Here is an 886-nt window from a genome sequence, read left to right on the forward strand (position 1 = left end):
GGCGGGGAGGTGGGTTGCGATGGGTGGATGACCACGGACGAGGAGCGGGCCGAGCACGTCGAGGCGAACCGGGCGTACTGGAACGACCGCGGTGTGGCCGATCACGGCCCCCTGGCGCGGGAGCACTGGGCGGCGCCCGAGCCGCGCTGGGGCCTGTGGCGGACACCGGAGTCGGAGCTGTCGGTGTTCCCGCCGGATGTGGCCGGGAAGCGGGTGATCGAGCTGGGCTGCGGCACCGGGTACGTCTCGGCCTGGCTGTCCCGGGCCGGGGCCCACCCGACGGGGATCGACATCTCCGAGGGGCAGTTGGAGGTCGCCCGGCGGATGGCGGCGGAGTTCGGGCTCGACTTCCCGCTCGTGCACGGGGACGCCGAGCGACTGCCGTACGGCGACGGGGAGTTCGATCTGGCGATCAGCGAGTACGGGGCCTCGCTGTGGTGCGATCCGCACCGCTGGATCCCGGAGGCGGCGCGGGTGCTGTGCCCCGGCGGTCGGCTGGTCTTCCTGCGCCCCTCGCCGCTGTTCGCGCTGTGCGCGGCGGATGAGGGTCCGGCGGGCCCGCGCCTGTTGCGCCCGCAGTTCGGCACGAGCCGGTTGGACTGGGGCCGTTCCTTCGAGTTCACCCTTCCGCACGGGGAGATGCTGCGACTGCTGCGCTCCCGCGGCTTCGAGGTGGAGGATTTGGTGGAGATCCAAGCCCCGGAGAAGGCCCACCGGGAGTACGACTACCTGACCGCCGAGTGGGCGCGGAGTTGGCCGTGCGAGGAGCTGTGGCGGGCCCGGCTGAGGTGACCGGGGCCATGGCTCCGGGGGTCGGGGAGAGCCGGAACGCCACCGGCCGCCCGGCGGAGGCACGGCGCGCGCTGGAGGAGGCGTGCACGACGGT

The 886-nt window shown here is 73.7% G+C and carries 1 protein-coding gene; it reads left to right on the forward strand.

Annotation, left to right across the window (positions count from 1 at the left end; all coding sequences use genetic code 11):
• Window positions 1-9: 9 nt before the first annotated feature.
• Window positions 10-792 (forward strand): class I SAM-dependent methyltransferase, encoded by a 783-nt coding sequence (locus FNQ90_RS25135; RefSeq protein ID WP_323380178.1) that lies wholly within the window; start codon window positions 10-12, stop codon window positions 790-792.
• Window positions 793-886: the final 94 nt, after the last annotated feature.

This window comes from Streptomyces alkaliphilus (assembly GCF_014141535.1).
Taxonomy (GTDB): Bacteria; Actinomycetota; Actinomycetes; order Streptomycetales; family Streptomycetaceae; genus Streptomyces; species Streptomyces alkaliphilus.